This is a genomic window from Streptomyces sp. NPDC049627 (genome assembly GCF_044465645.1).
Classification (GTDB): domain Bacteria; phylum Actinomycetota; class Actinomycetes; order Streptomycetales; family Streptomycetaceae; genus Streptomyces.
Map to the genome: position 1 here is coordinate 346,381 of NZ_JBITLW010000010.1, position 25,507 is coordinate 371,887.

11 protein-coding genes are annotated in these 25,507 nt (G+C 73.2%); all 11 read right to left on the reverse strand.

Annotated features, from left to right (window positions below; translation table 11 throughout):
- Positions 1 to 532: 532 nt before the first annotated feature.
- Positions 533 to 1,741 carry an enoyl-[acyl-carrier-protein] reductase FabV gene (gene fabV, locus ACIBU0_RS27960; RefSeq protein WP_398823609.1) on the reverse strand — a complete coding sequence of 403 codons (1,209 nt, stop codon included), beginning with the start codon at positions 1,739 to 1,741 and terminating at the stop codon, positions 533 to 535.
- Positions 1,738 to 2,259 (reverse strand): flavin reductase family protein, encoded by a 522-nt coding sequence (locus tag ACIBU0_RS27965; RefSeq protein ID WP_398823612.1) that lies wholly within the window; start codon positions 2,257 to 2,259, stop codon positions 1,738 to 1,740. Before ACIBU0_RS27965 ends, fabV begins: the two co-directional genes overlap by 4 nt.
- Entirely contained in the window at positions 2,256 to 3,365 is a 1,110-nt protein-coding gene (hisC, locus tag ACIBU0_RS27970) for a histidinol-phosphate transaminase (RefSeq protein ID WP_398823615.1), read from the reverse strand. Before hisC ends, ACIBU0_RS27965 begins: the two co-directional genes overlap by 4 nt.
- Positions 3,362 to 4,594 carry a cytochrome P450 gene (locus ACIBU0_RS27975; protein ID WP_398823618.1) on the reverse strand — a complete coding sequence of 411 codons (1,233 nt, stop codon included), beginning with the start codon at positions 4,592 to 4,594 and terminating at the stop codon, positions 3,362 to 3,364. The genes hisC and ACIBU0_RS27975 overlap by 4 nt, the downstream gene beginning before the upstream one ends.
- Positions 4,591 to 4,806: an MbtH family protein gene (locus tag ACIBU0_RS27980; RefSeq protein ID WP_398823621.1), complete on the reverse strand. Its 216-nt coding sequence runs from the start codon at positions 4,804 to 4,806 to the stop codon at positions 4,591 to 4,593. The genes ACIBU0_RS27975 and ACIBU0_RS27980 overlap by 4 nt, the downstream gene beginning before the upstream one ends.
- 29 nt (positions 4,807 to 4,835) lie before the next feature.
- The gene (locus ACIBU0_RS27985) at positions 4,836 to 12,221 is read right to left on the reverse strand and encodes an SDR family NAD(P)-dependent oxidoreductase (protein ID WP_398823624.1); all 7,386 of its coding nucleotides are present in this window, start codon (positions 12,219 to 12,221) and stop codon (positions 4,836 to 4,838) included.
- A gap of 84 nt (positions 12,222 to 12,305) precedes the next feature.
- Positions 12,306 to 16,523 carry a type I polyketide synthase gene (locus tag ACIBU0_RS27990; protein ID WP_398823627.1) on the reverse strand — a complete coding sequence of 1,406 codons (4,218 nt, stop codon included), beginning with the start codon at positions 16,521 to 16,523 and terminating at the stop codon, positions 12,306 to 12,308.
- Positions 16,516 to 22,962, reverse strand: a complete 6,447-nt coding sequence (locus ACIBU0_RS27995; RefSeq protein ID WP_398823630.1) for an amino acid adenylation domain-containing protein — start codon at positions 22,960 to 22,962, stop codon at positions 16,516 to 16,518. Before ACIBU0_RS27995 ends, ACIBU0_RS27990 begins: the two co-directional genes overlap by 8 nt.
- Positions 22,963 to 22,988: 26 nt before the next feature.
- Entirely contained in the window at positions 22,989 to 24,134 is a 1,146-nt protein-coding gene (gene solA / locus ACIBU0_RS28000; protein ID WP_398823633.1) for an N-methyl-L-tryptophan oxidase, read from the reverse strand.
- Positions 24,131 to 25,192, reverse strand: coding sequence for an LLM class flavin-dependent oxidoreductase (locus tag ACIBU0_RS28005; RefSeq protein ID WP_398823637.1), 1,062 nt, complete (start codon positions 25,190 to 25,192; stop codon positions 24,131 to 24,133). Before ACIBU0_RS28005 ends, solA begins: the two co-directional genes overlap by 4 nt.
- 38 nt (positions 25,193 to 25,230) lie before the next feature.
- Complete coding sequence (locus ACIBU0_RS28010) at positions 25,231 to 25,422, reverse strand: phosphopantetheine-binding protein (protein ID WP_398823640.1); 192 nt, start codon at positions 25,420 to 25,422, stop codon at positions 25,231 to 25,233.
- Positions 25,423 to 25,507 lie beyond the last annotated feature (85 nt).

Sequence of the window (25,507 nt, forward strand, 5' to 3'; positions counted from 1 at the left end):
GGACAGGCTTGGAAGTCCCCGAGACTTGAGGGGTGTCATTCGATACATGAGTGCTGCGGAAAACTCGCGCCTGGAGCAGCGGCTGACCGGCCTCTCCCCTACGTTCACGACGGCGCAGGCACGTCAGGCCCTGCTCTCTCCCCGCGATCTGGCGTACTTGGTCACGGAAGGCGAGACAGACGAACTCTCCGCGGGGTCTACCGGCGAGCAGACGCACCGGGGACCGTGCACGTGGATCTGCTGACCGTGTGTGCGGGCCCCTTGCGCCGTCGTGTGCGGCGACCCGGTGCCTGACCGGAACCAGGCCCCTGGGCCACATCAGCTTCTATCCCGGTGTGTGGTTCGCCAACCATGACGCCGTCTTCACCACGGCATACACCGGCGGCAACTGCGAGGGCTGGTCGCAGACCGACAACTGGCATGTCGGACGGACCGGCCCGATCAGAACCAGTGGTGGCTCCTCAGCGCCTCCTGGTGAGCAACCCCGAGGACGCATGGGCCGGTGCCCACGACGGCGACATCGGTCCGCTCATCAGTCGGCGGGCCAGGGGACATCGGTCTCGACGGGGGCGGAGTAGTCGACGCCGGGGACGCTGAAGCCGTACAGCTGCCGGATGCGGTCATGGAACCAGTCAAGGTCCGCGACGTCGGTGATGTTCGCGGTGGTGGCGGCCTGCCAGCGATCGGCGACGGCGTCCTGCACGTCGGGCGCGAGCTCCCAAGTGTCGAGCCGCACCCGCCCCTCGTCGTCCGTCTCGAGCGGGCACACGCCGGTGAACTGGTCCCACAGTTGCGACAGTTGGCGGACCGGGGACACCATGCGGTCCCCGAGGACCCCCCGCAACAGGCCTGTGTACAGGGCGATTCCGGGGATGGCCGTCGACGACTGGGTGACGGCGGCCCCGTTCACCGAGGTCACCGCGCGCCCCCCGCAGAGGTCGCCGAGCCGCGCGTCGAGCGCCCGGGCCGTCTGCTCCAGGTGGGCCTTGGCGGCGCCGATGGTGCCCTGCCGGTAGATGTCGGCCGTCAGTGGAGAGCCGATGTACGACAGGGCCGCCGTGCTGAAGCCGTCGGCGAGCAGCCCGCGGCCGGCCAGGTGGGACACCCACCGTTCCCAGTCGGTGCCGCCCATCACGGCGACCGTCTGCGCGATCTCGTCCTCGTCGGCCGGTTCGGTCACCGCCTCCCGGACGTCCGGCTTCCCGTCCTCGTCGAAGACGAGGGTCTTGGTGCAGGCCGTGGATCCGATCGGCTTGAGCGCCGAGGAGTAGGTGACGCCCGTCTCGGGATCGGTGCGGCGGGGGGCCGCCACGGAGTAGATCAGGTGGTCGAGCCGCCCGAAGCGCTGCTCGACCAGGTCGGCCACCTGCTCCTTCATACCGTCGGAGAACGCGTCGCCGTTGAGGAAGCGCATCTCCCGCCCGGCCTTCCGGGCCAGTTCGGCGGTCGCCGCGGTGCGGTACCAGCCCGCGGTGCCGGTCCTGCGCGCGCTCGGCGCCTTCTCGAAGGAGACGCCGACGCCGCGGATCCCCGCGCGGGCGAGCCCGGCGACGGCGGCGGCCAGTCCGTAGCCGGCGGAGGAGCCGATGACGAGGGCCACGGGCGCATCCTCGCCGAGGCTCTGCGTGGGCCGGGCATCGACCGAGTCCCACATGTCGTTCACCAGGCGGCGGCAGCCGGCGGGGTGCGCGTCCAGGAAGAGGAAACCACGGTTGCGCGGCGTGATGACGCGTTCGCTCATGAAACAGTCCTTGACGTGATGGAGGGCGTGTTCCCAGGGCCCGGAAGGAGCGTACCGAAGGCACGGTCCAAGTAGATCAAGGGAGCTTCCGGGGAGCTCCGCCGAGCGTCCGTCACCGTTCCGAGAAGCAGGACGTGGTCGCCGCCTCGGACTGTCCGCGCGACGTCGCACGCGACCCATCCGAGGCAACCGGCCAGCCGTGGCAGCCCGTTGTCGGCGTGCCAGTCGGCATCGGCGAAGCGGTCCACGTCACGCCGGGCGAAGCGGCCGGCCAGTGCCTCCTGGGAGGCGGCGAGCAGGTTCACCCCGAACCGTCCCGACCGGATGATCTTGGGGAGCAGGGTGGAGCTCTCGCTCAGCGCGACGGTGACCATCGGGGGGTCGAGGGAGAGGGAGGCGAACGCGGTGACCGTGGTCCCGTGCGGCACGCCCTCGTCGAAGGCGGTCACGATGGTCACCGGCCCGCTCACGCCCGCCATCACGTCCTTGAACCTGCGCTCCGCCACGGCGGTGGTCATGCGGTGCACGGCCGCTCCACCGCCGCCGGCCCGGTCCGGAATCGCGCCGCACTGCGCAGGAACGCGTCGTTGGCCGCGGCGTCTCCGATGCTGACCCGCGCGCCCTCGCCCGGGAACGGCATGACGGACACGCCCGCCGCGGCGCACGCGTCGGCGAACTCCACGGTGCGGTCGCCGAGTCGCAGCCACACGAAGTTCGCGTGGGTCGCCGCGATGGTCCAGCCGTGTGCCGTCAGTTCCCCGACGACACGGGCGCGCTCGGCCGTCAGCGCCGCGACACGTTCGCGCATCGCGGACTCGGCGCGCAGCGAGGCGACCGCCGCGTCCTGGGCGAGCTGGCTCACGCCGAAGGGGACCGCGGCCTTGCGCAGGGCCAGGGCCACCGGCTCGTGCGCGACGGCGTAGCCGACCCGCATGCCCGCCAGCCCGTGCGCCTTGGAGAAGGTGCGCAGCACGCAGACGTTGGGGCGGTCGCGGTAGAGCTCGACGCCGTCCGGGTAGTCCGGGTCGTCGGCGAACTCGACGTACGCCTCGTCCAGGACCACCAGGACGTCCGCCGGCACCCGGTCCAGAAACGCCTCCAGGTCGGCGCGGCCCACGATGGTGCCGGTCGGGTTGTTGGGATTGCACACGATGACCAACCGGGTCCGCCCGGTCACAGCCCTGGCCATGGCCTGAAGGTCGTGCCGTTCGTCGCCGGTCAGCGGCACCTGGACCGGTACGGCACCGACGAGCCGGGTCATCACGGGGTACGCCTCGAAGGAGCGCCAGGCGAAGAGGACTTCGTCGCCCGGGCCGGCGGTGATCTGGAGCAGCTGCTGGGTGACGCCGACCGAGCCGGTGCCCACCGCGATGTGCGCGGCCGAGACGTCCAGCCGGGCGGCGAGTTCGGCGGTGAGCTCGCGGCACCCCGGGTCGGGGTAGCGGTGGGCGTCCCCGGCGGTGACCGCGAGCCGTTCCAGCACGCCGGGCAGCGGCGGATAGGGGCTCTCGTTGGCGGCCAGCCTGTGGACCGGTGCCGTACCGACGGGGAGCCGGGCCGGCGTGTAGCCGGGAACGGCGTCCAGCGCCGGGCGCAGTCGGGGGCCGATGGTGCTCGGCATCATGCCTCTTCCGTGCTGGGGGATTTCAGGGTGCTCGGGGTGAAGGCGACGGGCAGCCTGCTGACGCCCGTGAGGAAGTTGGACCGCGAGTACTCGACGTCGCCGGCGAGACTGACGGAACCCACCTGATCCCGTATCTCCTCGAAGAGGATCTGCATCTCGATCCGGGCGAGCGCGCCGCCCAGGCAGAAGTGGGGCCCGAAGCCGTACGCCATGTGCTTGTTGGGCGTACGCGCCAGATCGAAGGAGTACGGGTCCTCGAAGACCTCCTCGTCCCGGTTGGCCGCGCCGATCCACAGGGTGACGATGTCGCCCGCGGCGATCCGGGCCCCCCGGACGGTGGTGTCGGCCGTCGCCACCCGCGCGATGTGCAGCGCGGGCGAGGTCCAGCGGACGATCTCCTCCACGGCGCTGTCGATGACGTCGGGCCGCTCCTTGAGCAGCCGCCACTGGTCCGGGTGCTCGATCAGCGCGAGCAGGCCGCCGGCGCCGGAGAAGCGGGTGGTCTCGTCGCCGCCGATGATGAGGTTGTAGCAGTTGAGGAAGACCTCGACCTCACTCAGTGGCCGCCCGTCGACCGCGCCGGTCGCGAGCATGCTCACGGCGTCGTCCTGCGGGTTCGCCCGGCGCTCGGGCACCAGCTTCGCGTAGTAGTTCATGATGTCGCTCTGCGCCTTGGCGGCCTCCATCGGCGTGCTGTCCGCGTCGAGCGCCGCCGAGGTGAGCTCCAGCATCCGCGCGCGGTCCTCGACGGGGACGGCAAGCAGTTCGCAGATCGCCTCCAGCGGGATGCGCGCCGCGATGTCCGCCACGAAGTCGCAGCCGCCGCGTTCGACGGCCTCGGCGACCAGCCGCCGCGCCACCGCCCGGACGCTGTCGGCGATGCGTCGCATCGACCGTGCCGAGAAGCCGCCCTGGAGGATGCGGCGCAGGTCGCGGTGGCGCGGTGGGTCGGTGACGGCCAGCATCTGCCCGCCGGCGGGGTCGCCACCCGCCAGCAGGGTGCCCAGGATGTTGCCGCGGGCCGAGCTGAAGGTGGTGGTGTCCTTGAACACCTCCATGATGTCCGCGTAGCGGGACAGCACCCAGAACCCGGGGACGCCGGGCGTGGGTTCGTGCCAGCCGACCGGGCACTCGTTCTGCAACCGCCGCCACAGCCGGGGCTGGTTGTCCACCGCGTAGACGTCGGGATTGAGCAGGTCGACGCCGACGGGCGTCCTCGCGTCGCTCACCGGAGGCCGTCCTGAGCGGTCGTCAGGCTCGCCGGACGCAGGTCCGTCCAGTTCTCGGTGATGAAGTCGAGGCACTCCTGCCGGGTGCCCGCGCCCCGCACGGTGCTCCAGCCCTGCGGGACGTCCAGCTCCTGAGGCCAGAGGCAGTGCTGACCCTCGTCATTGGCCAGCACGCGGTAGTCGGCGTCCGGGTCGTCGAACGGATTGGTCATGATCTTCTCCTGTGGTGCCGGCGGGCGGGTCATCCGTTCACCATCCGTTCCCCGACGGCCGCGCCGATCTCAGCCAGCGGCTTGGGGTGAATGATGCTGTTGTGGCCGTAGGGCATCGGGCGGTTGTCGATCCGGCCCGTGCTGAACCTCCGCCAGCTGCGCGTCACGGCGTCCGCGTCGCGGTCGTCGCCGGCCGCATGGAAGAGAAGCAGGTCGCCGTCGTACGGCCGGAGTTCGCCGGCGCGCAACTGGATGTTGTTCGTCGCGATGGCGACGAGCGAGGTGATGCTCTCCTCCGTGAGGTTGCCGAGGGGGCTGCCCTCGCTGCGCAGGATCTGCAGCGCCCGGGCGCGGGTGAGATCGTCGCCGACGGGGCCCTCGTACCCGGCGTCTGCGAGCAGGGCGCCGAGCATCTCCTTCTCGACGTTCAGGTCGTCGCCGAACTCCGGGTCGAGCTCCGGGTCCGCCGGCCAGGCGTCGATCATGGCCAGGACGCCGACCCGGTGACCCTCGGCGGTCAGCCGGGTCGCCATGGCGTGGGCGATCACGCCGCCGAACGACCAGCCGAGGAAGTGGTAGGGGCCGACCGGTTGGATCTCGCGCACCTGCGCCAGGTAGTCCTCGACCATCTCGTCCAAAGTCGCGGGCAGCGGCCCCTCGCCGTTCAGCCCGCGGGCCTGGATGCCGTAGACCGGGTGCCGGTCCGGCAGGCCGCCGAGCAGGCCGGAGTAGCACCAGCTGATGCCGCCGCCGGGATGCAGGCAGAACAGCGGGGAGGCGTCGCCCTCGCGGCGCAGCGGCAGCACCACGGCCAGGGGGTCCTGGGCCGCCGCCCCCGGGTCGAGGTGCCGGACAAGGCCGGCGATCGTGGGGTTCTCGAAGAGCGAGGCGATGGTCAGGTCCACGCCCAACTCGGCGCGGAGCCGGCTGAGCAGCATGGCCGCGCGCAGCGAGTGACCGCCGATGTCGAAGAAGTTGTCGTGAACACCGACCTCCTGAAGTCCCAGCAGATCGCACCAGATGGCGGCGATGGCCTGCTCGGCCGCGCTGTTCGGACGGTCGTCGGCCGCGGCGGTCGAGGCACCGGCGCCTCCCGCCTCGGCCAGGCGCCGCCGGTCGACCTCTCCGCTCTCGGTGACGGGCAGCTCGGCCACCAGGGCGAACTCGCAGTCCGTGCGGGTCCCGTAGCGGTCGGGCAGACCAGGGGCGCCGCGGCCGTCGTCGGCGGACCCGGCGGTGCGGTAGCCGACCAGCCGGTGCAGTGGCGCGGTGGGGGTGAGCAGCCTGCCGGCCACCCATGGCGCGGTGTGGTCCAGGCCGATCAGCACGTGCGGGGTGGCGTGCCGCAGGGCGACGTCGAGGGAGGAGACGGCCTGTCCGGGAGCGAGTACGCGGTACCCGCGGGCCTCGGTCAGGGCCTTCAGGGCGTAGCCGCGGCTGAGTCCCAGCTCGTCCCACATGGTCCAGCCCAAGCTCTGGGCCCGTATGCCGTGCGTGGTGGACTGGTGCACCGCCAGCGCGTCCAGGAAGGCGTTGGCGGCGGCGTAGCCTGCGACGTTGGCGCCGCCGAAGAAGCCGTTGACCGACGAGTAGGACAGGAAGCGGGCTTCCGGCCGGTCCTTGACCAGGTGGTGCAGGACGGCGGCGCCGAGCACCTTGGCCCGGGTGACCTCCGACCAGTCGTCCTCGCCCGCCTCGGTCACCGGAGCCTCGTGGAAGTGGCCGGCGAGATGGACAACGGTGGCCGCCCGCGCGGCGAAACGCTCCTCGGCGTCCTGGACGGCCGCACGCACGGCTTTCTCGTCGGTGACGTCGGCGGCCGCGTAGTGGACCTCGCCGAGGGCACGCAGCCGGCGCAGGACGGCGATCCGCTCGGCGGTCGTTCCGCCGGCGGCGAGCACCTCGTCCCAGGCCTCCTCGGCCGGCAGGGCGGTCCGGCCCAGCAGCAGCAGTCGTACGCCGTGGACGGACAGCAGATGGGCCGCGGTCTCGGCGGCCAGGCCGCCCAGGCCGCCACTGACGACGACGAGTTCGCCGCGGCGGAATCCGGCGGTCGCGGACGGGGCGGCGGGAAGCCGCTCGATACGGCGCACCCAGCGCTCCCCGGCGCGCAGCGCCTGCTCGGGCTCGTTGCCGGCGGCGTCGAGGAGCTCCAGGATCCTGTGCGCCAGCTCCGCGGGCTCAAGCGGCTCCACGTCGAGGTGGGTGGCGCGCAGCCAGTCGTACTCCTGGCCGGCGGACTTCACCACGCCGGCACAGGCACCCCGCTCGGGCACCACGCGGTCGCCCTCACGCACCCACTGGCTGTGGGTGGCGACCACGGTCAGCGCCACCGGCCGGCCCTCGGGGTTGGCCCGGACCACGGCACCGAGAAGCTCCGCGAGTGCCAGCGGCCCCTCGCGGTAGGCCGCGGCGAGTTCCTCCGTGCGCGTCGGCAACTCCTGGTACGGGGCGTAGCCGGCGAGGTGGACGACGCGGTCGACACCGTGCGTCTGCGGGGAGTGGACGGTGTCGGCGGGAAGGACGGTGCAACGCTCGCCGCGGTCGCGCAACAGGCCTGCCAGGGCGTCCGCCAGTCCGTGGCCGTCGGCGACGAGCAGGGTGTGGCCGACGGCCGGTGCGACGGGCCGGGGTCCGACCGCGGCCCGCCGCCACACGGGCCGGTGGAACCAGTTGGGCAGCGTCGTGTCATCGTCCGTTCCAGCTCCGGTGCGCCGCAGTTCGGCCGCGAACTCGCCGGCCTCGAACTGCCTGCGCAGCAGGGTGCGCTGGATCTTGCCGATCTCGGTCTTGGGGATGCGGTCCCGGGTTGTCGGCACCAGGTAGGAGGCATGGGCACCGGCCTCGCGCAGGAGCTTGGCGCGGATGCGGGAGATCGCCTCGGCCTCGGCCACACCGTCCTTGAGGCTGAAGAACAGGGCCAGTTCGTCCGTGGCGCTGTCGGCGGTGCGCACCGCGCAGGCCGCGGTGAAGGACCGTTCGACCTCGTCGAGCTCCTCGACGCACTCCTCCAGCTCATGGCTGTGGAAGTTGTGGCCGTTGATGATGATGGCGTCCTTGGCCCGCCCGGTGATCGTCAGCCTGCCGTCCCGCAGCACGGCGAGGTCACCGGTCTCGAACCAGCCGTCCTCGGTGAACGACTCGGCGTTCTGTTCCGGGTTCAGGTGATATCCGGAGGTGACCGCCGGGCCCTTGACCTGGAGCCGCCCGGGCACTCCTTCGCGGACGACGGTGTCCTCGCCGTCGACGATCCGCATGGTGAACCCCGGGAAGGGTGCGCCGACGCAGACGAACTGGTCGTCGTCGGCGGAGGTCTCCAGATCGAAGCGGTCGTCGACCTCGCCCGAGGACGTCTCCGACATGCCCCAGGCCGGACGCATGGCGGTGGCGGGCAGCCCGAGCGGCGCCAGCGCCTCCATGAAGCGCCGGGTGACCCGGGGGACGATGGCCTCACCACCGTTGATGATCAGGCGCAGGGCGCTGAGGTCCCAGTCCTGCCCGGCGAGCCGGCCGGCGCGTTCGGCGATCAGGCCGAAGGCGAAGTTCGGGGCCCAGGTGGTCGTCACACGGTGCTCGGCCATCTTGGCCGTCCAGCGCAACGGATCGGCGAGCACCCACTGGGTGGGGGCCTGGATCTGCCGGCAGCCGACGTATACGTCGCGGATGTGGGACATCACGATGCCGCCGACGTGGTCCAGCGGCATCCAGTTGAACGAGACGTCCTGTCGCGTCAGTTCGTAGACGTGCTGGGCGGCGACCGTGCGGGCCAGGATGTTGCGGTGGCGCAGTTCGACGGCCTTGGGGCGGCCGGTGCTGCCGGAGGTCAGCAGCAGCAGGACCAGGTCGTCTGCCTGGGAGTCGTGGCAGTCGGTGGCCCGGGGGGCGTCGCGCAGGTCGTCGAGCACGGCGAGCCGGAGCTGCTGCCGCCCGAGCCGGTCCATCAACCCGCGCAGCGGGTCCGCGAGGGTGCGGTCCGTGAGCAGCAGGGGCTCCGAGAGCAGCGTCCAGGCGCCGACGAGCTTGTTGGTGGCGGCCGTGTCCTCCGCGTAGGTGGGCGACACGGCGAGCGGTACGGCGACGAACCCGCCCAGCACACAGGCCCACAGAGCGGTCACGAAGTCGCGGTTGTCCGCGAGCTGGAGGATCACCTTGTCGCCGGGGCGCGCGCCCAGCGCGCGGAGCCCGCCCAGCACCCGGGAAGCCTCGTCGCGCAGCTCGCCGTACGTCTGGTGGTCCTCCTCCCCCTCGGGGGAGACGTAGACGATGTCACCGCAGGCCGGGTCGGTGGCGGCCCGGCGCAGCACCTCGGCCAGGTTCGCCGCGCCGGGGTCCAGCGCGGGCCCGCCGCTGCTGATCGCCGGCACATCCGGGTACCCGGCCGTCCCGGCATCGTCGGTCGGGGCGTTCTCGGCGGCGGTGTCGCGGGCGAGGGCCCGCGGATCGACGACATCGTCCGTGGCCGGCGCCGGGTCGCTCTCGGCGACCACCACGACCGCCGGGACATCCCGCTCGGACAGCGCCTGCTCCCATGCAGCGGCCAGCTCGTCGTCGAGGACGGGCAGTTCGCTCAGCGCGGCGGTGTCCACCCGGCCACCGGATGTGCGCGGCAGGGCGGTGACGAACACCACCGCGGCCAGGGCGGCGCCGCTGGGCAGCGCGGCACGCGCGGCCTGCACGACGCGGTGCGACGGCACATGGCCGCGGCGGACGGCGTAGGCGACCAGCTCGGTGTGTCCGGCGGTGGTACGGCGCTCGACGACCGCGACGTCGGCGATCGCCGACTCGGCCAGGATCGCCGTGGTCACCTCGGCGATGTCGACGGGCACGCCGCAGACGACGGCGGTACCAGGACTGCGGCCGAGGATTTCCACCTTCCCGTCGGGGGTGATCCGGCCGATGTCACGGCCGACGGCCCGGGCCACCGGACCGTCCCCCGCGGCGGGCAGGGCCACTCCCGGACCACCGGCTTGCACCTCGGCGGGGACGCCGACCGGGACGGCGGCCCCGTGCCCGTCCAGTACCCGGACCGCGCGAAGGGGCGTGAACAGCACGGCCGCGTCCGCCGGGGCCGCCTCGGCGACACCGGCCGGACCCGCGTGCGGGGTGACGTACACCCAGCGCGCCGCGGAGCCGAAGCGGTCGTGGCAGCGCCGGGCGAGAGCGGGCGAGGGCACGGATGTCAGGCACAGCAGGGCCCGCGGGGAGACGGCCGGCGCGTCCGCGGCGAGGAGGCGGGACAGGTCGGAGTCCGCTGTGATCACCACGGTGGCGTCCTCGGGGGGGCCTGCCCCGTCGGCGGCCACCAGGCTCGCCCCGTGGCAGACCGGAAGCAGCGCCTCCCACACGGCGCGCTCCTGGCCTTGGGCCGCCTGCCGCGCGACGAGGTCGCCGGTGGTCAGCGCGGACAGCCCGGCCAGCCGGATCAGCCGGTCGGCGAGCCCCGCGTGGTCGAGGACGAACGGGCCGCCCGGCAGGTCCAGCAGGAGTGCGGGCGCGCTGCCGACGGGCGGGCCGGCCGGCTGCGCCGTGTCCGGGCCGGCGTCGCTCGCGACAGAGCCCGCGTCCACGGTGTCCAGGTCGGCGGCGTCCAGGTCCAGGGCAGCAAGGCCGGCGGCCCAGTCGCCGGCCTCGCCTCGGGTGAGCAGCAGGGAGAGTCCGGTGCGGCGGGCGGAACGGCCCAGCAGCGCCGGGTCGTCGGACGGGTTCAGGGGCACGCACACGCCGCCCGCCGCCAGGACGGCGAGGGTGCCCACGAGTTCGTCGACCGGGCCGGCGAGGTGCAGGCCGGTTCGGGTGCCCGGCGTGAGCCCGGCGCCGCGCAGCCGGGCCGCGAGCGTGCTCACGCGCGCGCCGAGTTCCGCGTAGGACAGGTCGGCTCCGGGTGCCCGTACCGCCGTCGCCCCGGGGCGGGCCGCCACCTGGGCGGCGAAGAGCCGCGGCACGGTGGCTTCGGCGTCGAACGCGGCGTCGGAGCCGGCGACGGCGTCCACGACCCGGCGGTCCTCCTCCGTGAGGAGGGACAGCTCGCCGACGGTCCGGGAGGGGTCCGCCAGCGCGCCCTCGAACACCTTGGTGAGGTGCGCCGCCATGCGCTCCATGGTGGCGCGGTCGAACAGATCGGTGCTGTAGACGAAGGAGCCGCGCAGCCGGTGCGGGTCGTCCCAGCAGTGCACCTCCAGGTCGAAGCGGGCGGTGCCCTCCTCGACGGCGATCCGTTCCGCGCGCACGCCTGCCAGCTCGAATCCGCCGAGCTCGTAGTTCTGGAGCGCGAAGGTGACCTGGAACAGCGGGTTGGCGCCGATGCCGCGCTGCGGTGCGACGTCCTCCACGATCTTCTCGAACGGGATGTCGTCGTGCGCGTAGGCGCCCTGGCTCATCTCCCGCACCCGGCCGAGGAGGCGGGTGAAGGACGGGTCGCCCGAGAGGTCCGCGCGCATCGGCAGGGTGTTGACGAACGAGCCGATGAGCGGCTGGGTCTGGGCGTCGTCGCGCCCGGCCATCGGGGTGCCGAGGATGAAGTCGTCCTGACCGGTGTAGCGGTGCAGCAGGGCGGAGACGCCTGCGAACAGGGCCATGTACAGGGTGACGCCCGCTGCCCGGCACATCTCCTTCAGGCGGGCGGTGAGTTCCTCGTCGAAGGTGAAGTCGAAGCGGGCGCCCGCGAACGAGCGGGTCTCGGGGCGCGGCCGGTCGGTGGCCAGCCGCAGCTCGGGCAGATCGCCGCTCAGCCGTGTGCGCCAGTACTCCAGTCCGTCCTGAAGCGCCTGCCCGCGCAGCTGCTCGGCCTGCCATTCCGCGTAGTCGCCGTACTGGATGGCCAGCTCCGGCAGTTGCGGGGCCTCGCCCGCCCGGCGGGCCCGGTAGGCCTCGCCGAGTTCCCGGAGGAAGATGCCCAAGGACCAGCCGTCCACGACGATGTGGTGCATCGACAGGACGAAGAGGTGGTCGGCGGGCGCGGTGCGCACCAGGGTGGCGCGCAGCAGCGGGCCGTTCTCCAGATCGAAGGGGGCCTGGATGAGCCGGGTGAGCTGCTCGCGCACCGCGGGCACCTCGTGCGGGGCCGTCCCGTCGGCCGCGGAGCCGGCGGCCTCGTGCACGTCGAGCGCGATGTCCACGGCGTCGGCGACGACCTGGCGCAGCTCGCCGTCGTGCTCGCGGAACGTCGTGCGCAGCGCCTCGTGACGCCGTACGACGTCGTTCAGGGCCAGCCGGAGCACGGCGGTGTCCAGTTCGCCGTTGAGCCGGTGCACCATCGACACGTTGTAGAAGGCGCTGTGCGGGTTCAGCCGGTAGAAGAACCACAGTCCCTGCTGGGCGTAGGTGGCCGGGAACTCCAGGACGTCGGCGGCCGCGTCGGAGGCCGTCCGCAGGTCGGTGGCGGGCTCCTGCGGCTGGCTCGTCGAAGCTGACGGCATTCGGTGTACTCCTTGGCGACTAGCACCCGGCTGTGCGCCGGTGATTCAGGACTCGGACTGGACTTCGGCGGTGGGAACGGGCGATCAGCCGGCGCGCCGCCCGCGGCGGGCGCTGGGGGCGATCCGGGAGGCCGGGGCCGTGTCCGCGTTGCCGCGCAGGGCGTCGGCCTCGGCGGCCATCGCCGCGACGGTGAGCTTCTCCATGAGCTTCTTGACCCGCAGTTCGACGCCCAGTTCGTCGCGCAGCCGATTGACGAGTTGCAGCGCGAGCAGGGACTCGCCGCCGAGGTCGAAGAAGTTGTCGTCGGCCCCGATGCCGTCGACGCGCAGGATCTCCTCCCAGTGCCGGGCGACGACGCGTTCGGTGTCGGTCGACGGGGCGCGGTGGGCGATGTCGAGGGCGGGCCGCGGCTGTCGTCCCGCACCGGTCTGCTCCGGCGTCCGAGCGGGCTCGGCGCCGGGCCGGGCGGTGGTCGCCCCGGCGGCGCCCGCGGCGGGGCGGCGGCCGGCGATGAGGGCGTGCGGGATCAGCGACCGGTCCGCCCGCTCGTCGCTGAGGACGCGCACCTCGTCGAAGCCCTCCGAGACGAGCAACTCGCGCCACCCGTCGGCCGGCAGGATCGGCGAGTGCCGGCGCAGGTCGTCCGCGAACGCCCACCACTGCGGGAGCAGCCCCACCGACAGCTCGGAAGCCCAGGGCATCCGCACGGTCTCCAGCGCGTACAGCCGGCCGCCGGGGGCCAGCAGCCGCTGGACGTTCCGGGCGCACTCGGGCAGGTCGGCGGGGATATGCAGCACGTTGAAGGCCAGCACCGCGTCGAAGGCGCCGCCGAGCGTGTCGGGATCCACGGCCTGACCGATGTCCAGCACGCCGAACGACATGAAGTCGATCCCGCGCCGCGCGGCCTCGCGCTCGGCCTCCAGGACGAACGACCGGCCCAGGTCGGTGACGTGGTACCGCACTCCGGGGATGCCCCGCAGGGCTTCGGCCACGGTCCAGGTCAGCCGTCCCCGCCCGGCGCCCGCCTCCAGGATCCGGAACGGGCGGCCGCCCGCCGCTCGCGCCAGCTCCGCGACGTGCTCGGCCAGCAGCGTGCGGTACAGGGTGAAGTCGCCCTCGTCCATGTGCGTTTCGAGCACGCCGGCGGTGAGGTCCGTGCGGCCGTCGGGGGTCAGCACCGCGGTGCCGTCCATGTCGCCCCGCACCACGTCCGCGCAGCGGGCCAGACTGGTGTCGAGCAGCTCCAGGTCCTTCGCGAGCGACGGGTGCCGCTCGGTGACGGACCGGGTGAGCCGCTCCTCCTCCGCGGCGTCGGCGCCGCTGCCGGTGAACCGCAGCATGTCGCCCTCGCGGGCCAGGACCCCCGACTCCTGAAGCATGTGCAGCAGGGCGTCGAGCAGCTTGCGGTACGGTCCGGCCGGCCGGAGCCGGCCGATGAGGTCCTCGGGGGTGTAGGTGCGGCCGGCCGTGGTGTCCACGCCCGCCGTCCGCAGGAATGCGGCGGCCCGCAGCGCGGCGAGCCGGTCGAAGTCCGCGCGCAGCGACGCCGGCACCGTGGTCAGTTCGGTGCTCCGGCGCAGCTCCTGCTCGGCGTCCGCGAGGTCGCGTACCGCGCCGCGGCCGGCGGTGGTCCCGGTGGCGGAGGCGGCGGGGCGGACCTCGTCCAGCCAGTACCGCTTGCGCTCGAAGGGGTAGCCGGGCAGCGGAACACGGCGGCCGCGCCGCTCGTCCTCGCCGTTCGCGTGATTCTCCCCGTCCTCCCACGTCAGCTGCGCGCCGGCCTGCCAGAGCCGGCCGAGCGCGGTGAGCAGCACGTGCTGGTCGTGCTGGTCGGCGCGCGGGTGGCGCATGGTCTCGACCGTGGGCACGGCGTCGCCGAACTGCAGTTGGGCGCACCGGGTGAGGATCCTGCCCGGTCCGACCTCCACCAGGACGGGCTCGCCGCCCGCGCGCAGTTCCGCCAGCCCCTCGGCGAAGCGCACGGTCCGGCGGGTGTGCCTCAGCCAGTAGTCGGGGCTGGTCGCCTCCGCGTCGGTGATCCAGGTGCCGGTCACGTTGGAGACGAAGGGAATGGCCGGGGGACGGAGGGTGACCTTGGCGAGCTCCGCCGCGTAGTCGTCCAGGACGGAGTCGAGCAGCCAGGAGTGCACGGCGCTGGGGAAGTGGACCCGCTGGTACTCGATGCCGTCTACGTCCCAGCGTGCCTCCAGCTCCCGGATGTCCTCCTCCGGGCCCGACACGGTGCACAGGGCAGGGGCGTTGACCGTGGCCAGGGAGACGCGGTCGGTGAGGTGGGCGCCGAGGTCCCGCTCGCCGAGCCGGACGCTCACCGCGACCCCGCCGGCCCGCTCCAGGAGCCACTGCCGCTTGGCGACCAGCGGCAACATGTCCTCCAGGGACATCACCCCGGCCAGGCAGGCCGCGGTGTACTCGCCGGCCGAGTGCCCGATGAGCGACTGCGGCCTGACTCCCTGGGACATCAGCAGGGTGGCGAGGGCGTACTCGGTCGCGACCAGCCCGGGCAGCAGGCTCGACCGGGGGCCTTCCTCCCCGCGGTGCAGGGCGGTCCGCACGTCGAAGCCCAGGACGGGTTCCAGGATGGCGGCGCAGCGGTCCAGCGCCTCCCGGAAGACCGGCTCGGTCTCGTACAGGCCGCGGCCCATGCCTTCGTACTGTGCGCCGCCGCCCGGGAACAGGAAGGCGACGGGTCGCTCGGCCGGGCCGTCGACGGGCGGGGCGGCGGGTCCGGGGGCGCGGAGCAGCGCCACCGCCTCGTCACGGTCGCGGCAGACGGCGAAGCGGCGGTGCGGGAACGTCCGACGGCCCGCGCGCAGGGTGTGCGCCACGTCGCCGAGGGCGAGGTCCGCAGTGCGGGCGAGGTGGTCGCCCAGCAGGGCGCCGAGCCGGTCGGCGGCCTCGGCGGACCTGGCCGACCAGGACAGCAGGACCCGGCCCGCGCCGGTTTCCCGCGCCGGGGCCACGGGGGGCTCCTCCAGGACGGCGTGCGCGTTGGTCCCGCCGATGCCGAAGGAGCTCACGCCCGCTCGGCGCGGCGTCGGACCGGCCGGCCACTCGGTGAGCCGGTCGTTGACGTGGAACGGGGAGGAGTCGAAGTCGATGAGCGGGTTCGGGGAGTTGTAGTGGAGTGTGGGCGGGATCTTTCCCTGCTCCACCGCCAGGGCGGCCTTGATCAGGCCCACCACGCCGGCCGCGGTGTCGGTGTGCCCGATGTTGGTCTTGACGGATCCGAGGGCGCAGAACCCGGTGCGCGTCGTCGTCTCCGCGAACGCCTGGGTGAGCGCGGTGACTTCGATCGGGTCGCCGACCGGTGTGCCCGTGCCGTGGGCCTCCACGTAGCCGATGGTGTCGGCGTCGACCTCGGCGGCCGCGTGGGCGGCAAGGACGACCTCGGCCTGGCCCAGCGGGCTGGGCGCGGTGAATCCGACCTTGCGGCTGCCGTCGTTGTTGACCGCGGTGCCCTTGATGACGGCCCGGACCCGGTCGCCGTCGGCCACCGCGTCGGTCAGCCGCTTGAGTACGACCACCGCCGTGGCGTCGCCGGGCACCATGCCCTCGGCCCGCGCGTCGAAGGCCCGGACGTGCCCGTCGGGTGAGAAAGGGCCGTCGGGTGTGTGGCGGTAGCCGCGCTTGGCGGCCGGGTTGATCGAGGAGCCGCCGGCGAGCGCCACGTCGCAGCGGTAGGACAGCAGGTCCTGGCAGGCGAGGTGGATGGCGGCCAGCGAGGTGGAGCAGGCCGTCTGGACGGTCAGCGCGGGCCCGGTCAGGTTGAGCGCGTAGGCGACGCGGGTGGCGAAGACGCCGGGGTCGTTGCCCATGGACGCCGACCAGGCCCGCAGCGGCTCGGCCGACTCGTCGAGGCGAGGGCGCACATGGGACAGGTAGTACCTGCTCTGGCTGGCCCCGCCGTACACGCCGATCACTCCGTCGAAGCGGTCGGGGTCGTGGCCCGACTGCTCCAGCGCGTGGTGGCAGACCTCCAGGAAGACGCGCTGCTGCGGATCCATCATCTCGGCCTCCTCGGCGCGCAGGCCGAAGAAGTCCGCGTCGAAGAGGTCGGCGTCCTCCATCGCCGCGGCGGCCCTGACGAGATGGGGGTCGCCGAGCGCGGCCGGGTCGCCGCCCGCGGCGAGGTACTCCTCGTCGCCGACGGGCCGGACGGACTCCTCGCCGGCCACCAGGTTGGCCCAGAACTCCGCCACGTCGCGAGCCCCCGGGAAGCGGCCCTCCATGGCGACGATGGCGATGTCCAGGTCCCGCACTGTCTGCGAGTCGTCAGCCATTGCGCTGCGTTCCCTTTCTGTCGGCGGCCCGGCGGGCCATGGCCTTGTGCTGGAGTCCGGCGCGCTGCCGGGCGCGGTCGGCGTTGCCGCGCCGTGCCGCCGGCCCGCCGCTCCGCTCCGCGGCGGACAGGTGCGCGGCGAGCGCGGCCACGGTGGGGTGGGCGAACAGGTCCACGACGGGGACCGGGCGCCCGAGCTCCTCGACGAGCCGCTTCTGCAGGGCGACCAGGATGAGCGAGTGGCCGCCGACGTCGAAGAAGTTGTCGTGGGCGCCCACCTGTTCCAGGCCCAGTACCGCGCACCACGCCTCGGCGATGCGTCGCTCCAGCCCTTCGCCGGGGGCGACGTACGACGCCGTATCCGTCGTCCAGGACACGGGCCGCGCGGCCAGTGCGATCCGGTCGATCTTCCCGGACTGGGTGAGCGGCAGTGCGTCCAGCGTGATGGCGATGGACGGGACCATGTGGTCGGGCAGCGACGAGGCCAGCCAGGTCCGCAGGTCCCGCGGTGCGGCGGCGCCGGGCGCGACCGTCACGTACGCCACCAGCCGCTGGTCGCCCGGCCGCTCCGTGCGGACCACGACCGCCGCCTGGGCGATGTCCTCGCGGGCGCTCAGCGTGGCCTCGATCTCACCGAGTTCCACCCGGAAGCCACGGATCTTGACCTGGTCGTCGGCCCGGCCGAGGAACTCCAGCCGGCCGTCGGGGCGTCGGCGGGCGAGGTCCCCGGTGCGGTACATACGGGTGCCGGGCGGACCGAACGGGTCTGCCACGAAGCGGGCCGCGGTGAGGTCGGGGCGTCCCAGGTAGCCGCGGGCCGTGCCGGGGCCCGCCACGTACAACTCGCCCGGCACGCCCGGCGGGACCAGCCGCAGACGGCGGTCCAGCACGTAGAGGCGGGTGTTCACCGAGGGCGGGCTGATCGGCAGCTCTCCGGTGGCGCCCAGCGGCGGACTGATCGCGCAGGAGACCGTGATCTCCGTGGGGCCGTAGGAGTTGACCATCCGCCGGCCGCGCGACCATCGCGCGACCAGGTCGGCCGGGGTGGCCTCCCCGGCCACGACGATCGTGGTGGACGCCGGCAGGCCGCCCTCGACGGGCAGCATCGCCAGCACCGACGGCGGCAGCGTCACATGGGTGATGTCGTGGGCGGCGGCGAGTTCGGAGAGTTCGGGGCCGGGCAGCAGTCGCCAGACGGGGGCCAGGATCAGGGTGCCGCCCGTGAACAGCGCCATGGCGACGTCCCAGAAGGCCGCGTCGAAGCTCGCGGTGGCGAACTGGAGCACCCGGTTGTCCGGTCCGACGGCGCACCGCTCGATCTGGTTGGCGAGCAGGCCGGGGATACCGGTGTGGCAGACCACCACGCCCTTGGGCCGCCCGGTGGACCCCGAGGTGTAGATGACGTACGCGGGGTGCGCCGCAAGCAGCGGGGCGCGGCGCTCGCCGTCCGTCAGATCGTTGGCCGGCAGGTTCGCTACGCGGGCCGCGGTCTCCGGATCGTCCAGGACGACGGGGGTGACCGGGCCTTGGAGTACGTGGGCGGCCTCGGTGGTGGTCAGCACCTGGGCCGGCCGCGCGTCCTCCAGCATGTAGCGGATGCGGTCGGCGGGGTAGTCCGGGTCCACAGGGAGGTAGGCCGCCCCCGCCTTGAAGACGGCGAGCATGCCGACGACCATCTCCAGGGAGCGCGGCACCGCCAACGCGACCACCTGCTCCGGGCCGACGCCCTGGGCGACGAGGTGGCGGGCGAGCCGGTTGGCACGGGCGTTGAGCTCGGCGTAGGTGAGCCGGGCGCCCTCGAAGACGGCGGCGGTCTTGTCCGGGACCGAGGCCGCCTGGGCCTCGAAGAGCTGGGCGGCGGTGGCGTCCGCGAGCTCGCGCCGCGGGCCCTGCCAGTCCTCCAGCAGGTCTTCGCGCTCCCGGGGAGTGAGGATCTCCAGCAGGCCGATGGGGACGTCCGGGGCGTCGGCCGCCGCCCGCAGCAGCAGCACGAGGCGGGCCAGCAGGCGCTGCGCCGTCCCCCGGTCGAAGAGGTCGCTGCTGTACTGGAGCGAGCAGTCGACGCCGCCGGGTGTCCGGTCCGCCCCGGTCACCTCGCTGAACACGAAGGACAGGTCGAACCGCGAGCTGTCGGTGTCACAGGACTCCACGCGGGCGGTGAGGCCGGGCATGGCGGTGACGTCCCGGGCCGGCTCGCGCAGCGCCAGCATCACCTGGAAGAGCGGGTGCCGGGCCAGCGAACGGGGCGGGTTGAGGACCTCCACCAGCCGGTCGAAGGGCAGGTCCTGGTGCCCGTAGGCGGCCAGGTCGGTGGTGCGGACCCGGTCGAGCAGCTCGTGGAAGGTCGGTGAGCCGGAGGTGTCCGTGCGCAGCACGAGGGTGTTGACGAAGCAGCCGACGAGGTCGTCCAGCGCCTCGTCGCCGCGGCCCGCGACGGGGGTGCCGAGGGGGATGTCCTCCCCCGCGCCCAGGCGGGTGAGCAGGGCGGCGAGACCGGCATGGAGCACCATGAAGAGGGTGGCTCCGCGATCCCGGCCCAGGCGCAGCAGCCGGGAGTGGAGTGCGATGTCGACCCGGCCGCGCACGGTGCCGCCTCCGTAGCCGGCCACGAGCGGGCGGGGCCGGTCGGCGGGCAGTGGCAGCTCCTCGGGCAGGCCGGCCAGTTGCTCGGTCCAGTAGGCGAGTTGCCGGGCCATCCGGCTGCCGGGAGCCCCCTCGTCGCCCAGCACCCGGCGCTGCCAGAGGCTGTAGTCGGCGTACTGCACGGGCAGCGGGGCCGGCCAGTCGGGCTCGCGGCCCTCGCACCGGGCCGCGTAGGCGGTGGCGAGGTCCTCGGTGAACGGTGTGACGGACCAGCCGTCCGCGACGATGTGGTGCATCACCACCAGGAGCGTGTGCTCGGCGGGGCCGGTGCGGAACACGATGGCCCGCAGCGGGAGTTCGGTCTCCAGCTCGAAGCCCTGTTCCAGGGCTGTGCGTATCCGCTCCGGCTGCTCCTCGGGCCGGCATTCGACGACCGTCGTCTCGATGCGGCAGTCGGCGGCGGGCCTGACGAGCTGGCGCGGGACCCCGGCGGTCTGCGGGAAGAGCGTGCGCAGGCTCTCGTGCCGAACGAGCACGTCGCCCAGCGCGCTGTCGAGCGCCTGGATGTCGAGAGTGCCGGACAGCCGGAGCGCCAGCGGCACGTTGTACGTGGCGGACAGCCCCTTGACCTGGTTGAGGAACCACAGCCTGCGCTGGGCGAAGGACAGTGGCACCGTCTTCGGGCGGGGCTCCGGGCGCAGGGCGGGCACTGCCGAGTCCGCGTCGCCGAGGAGACCGGAGATCCCGTTGACCGACGGGTTCTCGAACAGCGCGCCGATGGTGATGTCGACGCCCAGCTCGGCGCGGATGCGGCTGATCAGCTTGGCGGCGAGCAGCGAGTGACCGCCGAGGTCGAAGAAGTTGTCGTCGGCGCCGACGACGGGCAGGCCGAGGATCTCGGCGAACAGCGCGCCCACGGTCGCCTCCCGCGAGGTGCCCTCGGCCGCCGCCGGGGTGGCGACGGGGGCGGCGGGCGCGGGCAGGGCCCGCTGGTCGAGCTTGCCGTTCGCGGTCAGCGGCAGCGCGTCGAGCAGTTCGACGGCGGAGGGCACCATGTGGGCGGGCAGGATCCCCGCGGCGTGACCGCGCAGGCCTGCGGTGTCCGGTCGCACGCCGGCGGCCGGCACGGCGTATGCCACGAGGCGCTTGTCGCCCGGCCGGTCCTCGCGGACGACCACCGCGGCCCGGTCGACGTCCGGGTGGCGTTCGAGCGCGGCCTCGATCTCGCCGAGTTCGATGCGGAAGCCGCGGATCTTCACCTGGCTGTCCGCGCGCCCGAGGTAGCACAGGCTGCCGTCGTCGAGCACGCACGCCAGGTCGCCGGTGCGGTACATGCGGCTGCCCGGGGCTCCGAAGGGGTCGGCCACGAAGCGTTCGGCGGTCAGGCCGGGCCGCCCTAGATAGCCCATGGCCAGGCCGGGGCCGGCCACGTAGATCTCGCCGGTGGCGCCTTCCGGCACCGGCCGCAACTCGCGGTCCAGCACATGCACGTCGAGGTCGGGGATCGGCTCGCCGATCACGCTGCCCCGGGCGGCGCGCACCGTCTCGCGGTCGAGGGCGGCGTAGGTGACGTGCACGGTGGTCTCGGTGATGCCGTACATGTTGACCAGGCGGGGCGCGACGTCGCCGTGGCGTGTGTACCAGTCCTCCAGACGGTGTGTCTCCAGCGCCTCGCCGCCGAAGACGATGTACCGCAGCGCGAGCCGCCCGGAGAGGTCCGGGCGATCCCGCTCGGCCGCGACCAGCTGGTAGAAGGCCGACGGGGTCTGGTTGAGGACGGTCACCCGTTCCCGGACGAGCAACCGCAGGAAGTCGGCCGGGGACCGGCTGGTGTCGAAGGGCACCACGACCAGTCGGCCGCCGTGCAGCAGCGGTCCCCAGATCTCCCACACCGAGAAGTCGAACGCGTAGGAGTGGAAGAGCGTCCACACGTCGTCGGCGCCGAAGCCGAACCAGTGGTCCGTCTGCTGGAAGAGGCGCAGCACGTTGTGGTGGGTGACCGCCACGCCCTTGGGCCGGCCGGTGGAACCGGAGGTGTAGATGACGTAGGCCAGGCTCTGCGGGCCGGCTCCGGCCGGACGCTCGGCGGAGGTCAGGTCGGCGCCGGAGAGCTCGTTCAGCTCGGCGGTGACCGCGGGGTCGTCCAGGAGCACCGGGTGCACGCCGCCCTGTACGCGATCGGCGCCTTCGGCGTCGCAGAGAATCAAGGCCGGGGCGGCGTCCTCCAGCGTGAACCGCAGGCGGTCCGCGGGGTACTGGGGGTCGAGCGGCAGATAGCCGGCTCCCGTCTTGAGGACGGCGAGGAGCGCGGTCACCAGGTCCGCGCCGCGTGGCAGGGCCAGGGCGGCCAGCCGCCCGGGACCCAGGCCCCGGCGCAGCAGCAGTCGTGCGAGGCGGTTGGCGCGCGCGTTGAGCTCCCGGTAGGTGAGCCGGGTCCCGCCGCTGGTGACCGCGGTGCGGTGGGGCGTGCTTGCCGCCTGGGCCTCGAACGTCTCGTGCAGGGTGGCGCCGCGCGGCGCGGGACCCTGGACGGGGCGGGCGGAGCGCGGGGCCCTCGCGGGCACCGGTATCCGAGCGAGCGGCGTGCCGGGGTCCGCCTCGGCCAGGGCGGTGAGGAAGCCGGTGAACCGCCGGTGGTGGGCGGCCAGCTCCGCCTCGCCGTAGCGGTCCGGGTTGGCCTCGAAGGCGATGGTGAGAGCGCCGGTCTCCGGGTCGTCGCCGACGACGACGGAGAGGTCGTCGATGGGCCCGGGGGCGACCGTGGTGACGGTCGCCCGGCGGCCGGCGAAGTCCAACTCCCGGTCGTAGTACTTGACGTTGACCAGCGGGCCGATGAGCTGCCGTCCGACCATGCCGAGGTCGCGCAGGACGTCCTCGCTGCGGTAGCGCTGGTGGCGGCGGAGCTCGCGCAGCCGCTCGGCGGCGTGCTCCAGCAGGGCGGCCACGGTGGTGCCGCGCGGCACCGACAGGCGCAGGGGCAGCACGTTCACGACGACGCCGGGGGTCTTGGCGGCGGCGCCCCAGCGGCCGGCCACGGGGACGCCCAGTGTGATGTCCTCGGCCTGCGTCATGCGGTGCAGATAGCCGGCGAGCGCGGCGACCACGAGTGCGGCCCGGTCGGCCGCATGGTCGGCGGCCCGCCCGGGCTGCCGCGCGTCGGGGATCCGGGCGGGGCCGACGGCAAGGGGGTCCGCGGCGGGGCCGTCGAAGGGCCGGCGGGCGAGGGTGACGGCGTCCGAGGCGCCGGCCATGCGCTCGGCCCAGTAGGCGCGGTCGGCCTCGAAGCGCTCGGAGGACCGGTAGCCCGCTTCGGCGCCGACCAGGTCGTCGAGGCTGCCGAACCAGCGCGGGCGGGGCTGCGCGTCGGCCGCCTCGGCGGTGTAGAGCTCGGCGGTGCGCGCGGCCAGCAACTGGAAGCCGTACCCGTCCAGGAGGGTGTGGTGGCAGCGCAGATACCAGCGGAACCGGTCCGGTCCGAGCACGAGCACCGCGGTGTGGAAGAGCGGCCCGCGCAGCAGGTCGACGGCGGTGGCGGCGTCCTCGCGCATCCACCGGTCGGCGGCGGCCGCCGGGTCCGTCTCGGCGCTCAGGTCCACCACGTCGAGGAGCGGCCCGGCGAGCGGTGCCGGCCGTTGCCAGGGCTGCCCGTCGTGCACGACGAACCGCACGGTGAGGGCGTCGGTCTCGGCGACCGCGCGACGCAGCGCCCGCTCCAGGCGGGCCGCGTCGGCGGGCGCTGCGACCTCGACGTACTGGGCGGTGTTGTAGGCCGCGTTGGCAGGATCGACCTGCTGGGCGAACCACACACCGAGCTGGGCCCCGGTGAGCGGTCGGCGTGCCTCTTCCCGATCGCGCATGCTTGAGACTTTCTCCCGGCGAGGACTTACAGGAATCGGTTGGGATCGGTGAAGTCCAGCGGACAGCTGGTCTGTCGGCCGAGGACGATGTCGGCCAGTGCCTCCCCGATGCCGGTGGAGTGCTTGAAGCCGTGGAAGTTGCAGCCGCCGCCGATGACCAGTCGTGGGTCTCCGTGCGGGCGGCCGATGAGGAACTGCTTGTCGGGGGTGCGGCTGAACATGCCGATCTCCGTCCGTGACGGCGCGGCTCCCATGCCGGGCACCGCCTCGGCCAGCAGGCCCGCGACCGCGGTCCAGTCCTGGGGTGTGACGCCGCGGTCGCAGTCGTCGGCGGGGGTGACCCGGAAGGCGCTTCCGCCGTCCTCCAGGCCGAGCTTGACGTCCGGGCCGCCGTGGGAACCGTGGCCCCAGATGGCGCCGCGGCCGCCGAGCTCCCGCATGAAGGGCGGCAGCCGGTCGAGCGTGAACGGCGTGGGGTCGCCGGTCGGCCGGAACCAGGTCTGCGGGACGCGCACGGTCTCCAGGGGCAGGCCGGGCACCAGCGTGTCGAGCCAGGGGCCGGCCGTGACCACGACCTGTCCGACGCGGAAGTCGCGCACGGGGGTGCGGACGATCGCCCCGTCCCCGGTCACCTCGACAGCGGTGACGCGGGTGTCGGTGTGGACCCGGGCGCCGGCCGCGGCGGCCGCGCCGACGGCGGCGCGGACGGCCTCCTCCGGCCGGATCAGCCCGGCCTCCGGCTCACGGACGCCGATGTCGCCGTCCTGGAACGCCGCGTGCTGCGGCAGCCACCGGCTCAACTGGCCCGCGGTCAGGGTGTCCACGGGCAGGTCGTGCTCGCGGGCGGCGCGCAGCGAACCGCCCGCGATGTGTCCGTCCGCGGGGCCCATGAGGACCGCGCCCACCTGGTCGAAGAGGGCACGGCCGGTGAGGGTCTCCAGCTGCTGCCACAGCTGCCGGGACCGCTTGGCCAGCGGGACGAGACCGGGGTGCTCAAGGCAGGTGACGCGGAACATCCGGGTGCCGCCGTGCGACGCGCCGAAGGGGTGGCCCAGGCCGTACCGCTCGAAGCCGAGCACGCGCACGCCGCGCGAGGCCAGTTGCCACAGGGCCGAGGACCCCCAGGCGCCCAGCCCCACCACCGCGACGTCCGCGTCGGGCGTCCGGGTCATGCCGCCTGCTCCAGGCCGGTGAACGCGGGCATCACGTGCTCGGCGAAGAGCCTCATGGCACGCTCGGCGTCCTCGTAGGGCAGGTGGCCGGGGTTGAACTGAAGGCTGAGCGTGGGGTCCGCGCCGAACCAGTCGACGAGCACGGCGATCTGCTCACGCACCTCGTCCGGGGTGCCGGCCAGCACCTTGTTGTCGGCGTGCGACTGCCGGAAGTCGTAGTTCTTGACCTTCTCCACGAACTGCTCGTAGCCGCGGTACGCGTCGCTGCGGGTCCGGCCCCAGCTCGCCACGGCCTCGGCCATGTGCTCGACGTAGTTGACCTCGAAGGTCTCGGCGAGGTCGAGCGCCTTCGCGCGGTCCTCGGCCACGTAGCACGTGTACTTGATCTGGATGCGCGGGCTGCCCGGGTGGCCGGCCTCCCGCCAGGCCTCGCGGTAGCCCGCCAGCATCGACTGGAGCTGCTCGCGGGAGGTCACCGACGGCACCACCTGGAGGTGGTGGCCGGCGCGCCCGGCGGCGGCGCACGAGGCCGGGCTCATCGCGGAGGCGATGAAGATGGGCGGATGCGGCTTCTGGACGGGCTCCGGGAGCATCGTGACGGGGCCGAACCGGTGGAAGGAGCCCTCCCAGACCACGTCCTGTTCGGACCACAGGCGACGGCAGACCTCGACGCCCTCGGCGAAGCGCGCCGGGCTCTCGTCGATGTCGATGCCGAAGGCCTCGAACTCCTGCGGCAGGAAGGCACGGCCGAAGCCGACGTCGAGCCGCCCGTGGGAGAGGTTGTCCAGCATCGCGAGCTTGCCGGCGAGCTTCAGCGGGTGAGTGAAGGCGGGGATGACCGCTCCGGTGCCGATGCGGATCCGGCTGGTGCGCGCGGCGGCGGCGGTGAGGAAGGTGACCGGGTCGGGCAGGTAGCCGCCGTACGGGGAGAAGTAGTGCTCAACGCACTGTGCGTGCTCGAAGCCGAGCTCCTCGGCCAGGCTCACCAACCGCAGGGCCTCGTCGAAGTAGTCGCTCGCACTCTTCTTCGCCGGGTCGACAACGGGAAAGAAATTCACGCCGAATTGCATCGTGACTCCAAATGGATTGCTGCGGACTAGCGGGAGATGAGCTCCCACCAGGCCTTGAGGGTGGGCGCTGCGGTGAATTCGGCGATTTCAGTCCGGAGGCCGTTGCGCTGCCAGCCCGACACGATGCCCATGACGCCGATCGAGTCGAGGCCGAGATCCTGGAGATTCACGTCGTCCGCCACCTCGGAGGTGCCGACACCGAGCCGTTCGGCGAGCACGCGTTGCAGGTCCGACTTGCTCCCGGGAATTACACCCTGGTTACTCAATTTGCCACACCGCACCGTTCGGATCCGTCTGATGACT

Bases quoted from the DNA above. Each gene is read 5' to 3' on its own strand.
- fabV (WP_398823609.1), bottom strand. From the start codon at position 1,741: ATGAGCGAACGCGTCATCACGCCGCGCAACCGTGGTTTCCTCTTCCTG.
- ACIBU0_RS27965 (WP_398823612.1), bottom strand. From the start codon at position 2,259: ATGACCACCGCCGTGGCGGAGCGCAGGTTCAAGGACGTGATGGCGGGC.
- hisC (WP_398823615.1), bottom strand. From the start codon at position 3,365: ATGATGCCGAGCACCATCGGCCCCCGACTGCGCCCGGCGCTGGACGCC.
- ACIBU0_RS27980 (WP_398823621.1), bottom strand. From the start codon at position 4,806: ATGACCAATCCGTTCGACGACCCGGACGCCGACTACCGCGTGCTGGCC.
- ACIBU0_RS27985 (WP_398823624.1), bottom strand. From the start codon at position 12,221: ATGCCGTCAGCTTCGACGAGCCAGCCGCAGGAGCCCGCCACCGACCTG.
- ACIBU0_RS27990 (WP_398823627.1), bottom strand. From the start codon at position 16,523: ATGGCTGACGACTCGCAGACAGTGCGGGACCTGGACATCGCCATCGTC.
- ACIBU0_RS27995 (WP_398823630.1), bottom strand. From the start codon at position 22,962: ATGCGCGATCGGGAAGAGGCACGCCGACCGCTCACCGGGGCCCAGCTC.
- solA (WP_398823633.1), bottom strand. From the start codon at position 24,134: ATGACCCGGACGCCCGACGCGGACGTCGCGGTGGTGGGGCTGGGCGCC.